The following is a 3,230-nucleotide window of genomic DNA, read 5'->3' as shown; positions in this document are numbered from 1 at the left end:
GTGTTACCGTTGCCTCTCTTTACCCCGGCACCGTAGATACTGGTTTTACGACAAATGAGATGCAATCTACAAATCTTCACAAAACCAAACCAATGCATCCCAAAGAAGTGGCAGTACAGGGTGTAAAGCATCTATTAGAAGGGAATGGAAAAAAAGTAGTTGGTTTTCAAAACTGGTTTAACTCTAAACTCCCAGGTTTTGTGCCTGATAGTATTATGATGAAGATTAAAAAGAAATTAGCCAGTCAACAATAAAAAACTAAGTTATAAATGAAATATTCCACACAATCAAAACAACAAATACAATGAAAACAACAAAATTATTTATACTCGTTAGCTTAACGAGTCTGTCATTGCTACTTTCCTCTTGTTATTCACACAAAAAAGTAGTTCAATCAAGTTTACCTTATTCCGATAAAATCAACTGGCCGGAAGGGTTTAAACCAGCAGAATCTGATTTTTTCATCCACAACGAAATAGACATTAAAGCTTCACCCCAAGTGGTTTGGGATATTCTCATCCATGCTGCCAAATGGCCGGAATTGAACAAAAAAGCTGAAGGTATTAAGCTGCTAAATTCACCCGATGGTAAGCTTAATTCATCCAGTGTTTTTATTTGGCACCCGGCAGGTAAATTCACGTCAACTATAAAGGAATTCAAACCTCCTTATAACGTAGCCTGGCTGGGGGAAACCGATAATAAAAAAATTACCATTTATAATGCATGGATGATTATCCCAACCCCAGAAGGCTGCAAGGTTGTTTCAGACGAATCCCAAAATGGGCCTAAAACAAAAATGGAGAAAATTTTCGCACCTAATATGGTTCGTAAAGATCTTCGGGATTGGTTAATCAGGCTGAAAGAACTGTCAGAAAAACAATCAAACAATTAAAAAATACAGGAACTACTTTTATCTTTAACCTGCCATAACCAATTAAACAAACCATAAAGGATCATGATTTTAAAGAAAACCTGGGCTGTAATTCTATTTACACTATTGATGGTGCCTGCATTTGCCCAAAATGTTGCCATACCACATCTGGAAACCAAAGGGTCTCTCAAGCAACTGATTGTTAAAGGGAAACCTTTTTTGGTATTAGGGGGCGAACTTCATAACTCAAGCACATCCAGTGTGTCTTATATGACCCCGCTTTGGGATAAAATGAAGAAAAAACATTTAAATACCGTGATTGCGCCGGTTTACTGGGAATTGCTGGAACCATCAGAGGGAAAATTTGATTTTACATTGGTAGACAGCATGATCCACGGTGCGAGGGCAAAAGACCTTCATCTCGTTATCTTATGGTTTGGAAGCTGGAAAAATGGATATTCCACATATGTACCGGCCTGGATAAAAAACAATAGCGCCAAATATCCCAGGGCCAAAGACAAAGAAGGAAATTCCCATGAAATGCTTTCAGCTTTGTACCCTGCATCGCAGAACGCGGATGCAAAGGCATTCAAAACGCTGATGCGTCATATAAAGGAAGTTGACAGCAAATACCAGACGGTTATTGCCATGCAGGTTGAAAATGAGATAGGTTTGTTTAAATCTCCCCGTGACTACGGAAAGCTTGCCAATGAAGAATACGAACATGGCGTTCCAGTAGATCTGATGAAATATCTGTCTGACAACAAAGCGAAATTACAGCCTGAACTGGACAGCGCCTGGAGAGCTAATGGTTACAAAATGAACGGTTCGTGGGAAGATGTATTCGGTAAAAGCAAATTTGACACAAAGGATGCATCTGTACTATCTTATTTGCCGGAAGAGCTTTTTACGGTATATCATTATGCAAAGTATGCAGGGGCCGTTGCAGCTGCAGGGAAGAGCGAGTACCCAATTCCAATGTATGTTAATGCCTGGATAAAACAACCTTCGTTTAATTATCCCGGCAAGTACCCAAGCGGAGGCCCCGTCCCTCATACGCTCGACGTATGGCGGGCCGTCGCCCCTTCAATAGATTTTATTTCTCCCGATATCTATGTTCCGTCAAAAGTTGCCCGGTTTACGTTGGAACAATATAGCCGGCCGGGTAACCCGCTATTTATCCCCGAAATCCGTCCCGGAGCGCAGTCTGCCAGCGAAGCGTTCTGGGCGTACGGACAAATGGATGCCATCTGTTTTTCTCCGTTTGGAATAGATGATTTACCGGCGGACGAAGATGAGATCAGCAAAACATATGAAGTACTTAATCTGGCGAAGGATAAAATACTCGAAAATCGTGGCAAGGGCACAATGGCGGGCATTTACCTTGATTCAGCCGAACGCGAGCAGCGGTTTGACCTTAACGGATACCATATCCAGGCCTTTTTCGGCGGAGTGTCTAATTCCGAAATGGCAAATATTGCCGTTGGTGTCAGAAATTCTAAAGCAAGATTTGCTGGAGGAATTATCATTGCCAACGGCCCTGATGAATTTGTGGTAATTGGAAAGGACATGAGCTTTAAACTCGAACCAATCACTCCCGACCCTCAAAAACCATTATTTGACGTCGAATTTTTAGATGAAGGATATTACAAAAACGGAAAATGGGTTACTACCAGGAGATTAAACGGTGATGAAGGAACCGGTGGTGGTGATTATGGATTTGGATTCATGAACCCGAAAAATGCTTATATCAAGTTCCAGCGGCAAAAAGGGGACAAATACAGCCTGATCAGGGTGAAGTTTAACAGGTATAATTAAATAACTTAAACCGAATAGTCTTGGTATTGAGTTAAGTCATGCTCTGCTGCATAGTTACTTTTACTGGTTAACTGTTAAAAGATGAAAACATCGCAGTCATTTGGTGTGCGTTTTTGGGATTTACAGTATTTTTTATTCTTATTTGATCTTTTTTAGACTTGTTAAATCACTGTTATACAATCCATTATTGCGCTTGAGCGACCTAAAATAAAAAACTAATTTCAGGTCGTCGGATTGGTGTTCCAAAGTGTGCATTCGTAAGGACTGAAAAGGATCGGAATAAAACAAAAAATTCTCTAAATCAGTGATTTAGAGGATTTTCGTTTCTTGAAAAACTGCTTTTTGTGCGCCCACCTGGGCTCGAATCAGGGACCAAAAGATTATGAGTCTTTTGAAACCAATGTTAAATTGGGCGAAAATCTGCGTTTTCCCATAAATTTTATGGAATGCCCGCGTATAATTGCAACTGTAAACAGTATTGCCGAGATTTATCCAAATAAAACCCGGTTGTTTAACAGCTAAGTATACCCATGCCTGACGG

4 protein-coding genes are annotated in these 3,230 nt (G+C 40.4%); 3 read left to right on the top strand and 1 reads right to left on the bottom strand.

The window, feature by feature from the left end; translation table 11 throughout:
* From AC1DPZ_RS24490 to AC1DPZ_RS24480, 3 genes are all read left to right on the top strand, one after another.
* A partial coding sequence (locus AC1DPZ_RS24490) for a hypothetical protein (protein ID WP_477408393.1) occupies window positions 1-254 on the top strand: 254 nt, incomplete at its 5' end.
* A gap of 50 nt (window positions 255-304) precedes the next feature.
* Entirely contained in the window at window positions 305-892 is a 588-nt protein-coding gene (locus AC1DPZ_RS24485; protein WP_477408391.1) for an SRPBCC family protein, read from the top strand.
* Between the two features lie 63 nt (window positions 893-955).
* Window positions 956-2,689 carry a GH35 family beta-galactosidase gene (locus tag AC1DPZ_RS24480; protein WP_477408389.1) on the top strand — a complete coding sequence of 578 codons (1,734 nt, stop codon included), beginning with the start codon at window positions 956-958 and terminating at the stop codon, window positions 2,687-2,689.
* A 309-nt stretch (window positions 2,690-2,998) separates the two neighbouring features.
* On the opposite strand, the gene AC1DPZ_RS24475 is transcribed toward AC1DPZ_RS24480, so the two are convergent.
* A partial coding sequence (locus AC1DPZ_RS24475) for a hypothetical protein (protein WP_477408387.1) occupies window positions 2,999-3,230 on the bottom strand: 232 nt, incomplete at its 5' end.

It is taken from the genome of Mucilaginibacter sp. P4_G9 (assembly GCF_056400985.1).
Note: the sequence above shows the minus strand (reverse complement) of the source record. Positions and strands in the feature narration are given on the sequence as shown.

Coding starts and splice junctions, on each gene's coding strand:
- AC1DPZ_RS24485 (WP_477408391.1), top strand. CDS start 305: ATGAAAACAACAAAATTATTTATACTCGTTAGCTTAACGAGTCTGTCA.
- AC1DPZ_RS24480 (WP_477408389.1), top strand. CDS start 956: ATGATTTTAAAGAAAACCTGGGCTGTAATTCTATTTACACTATTGATG.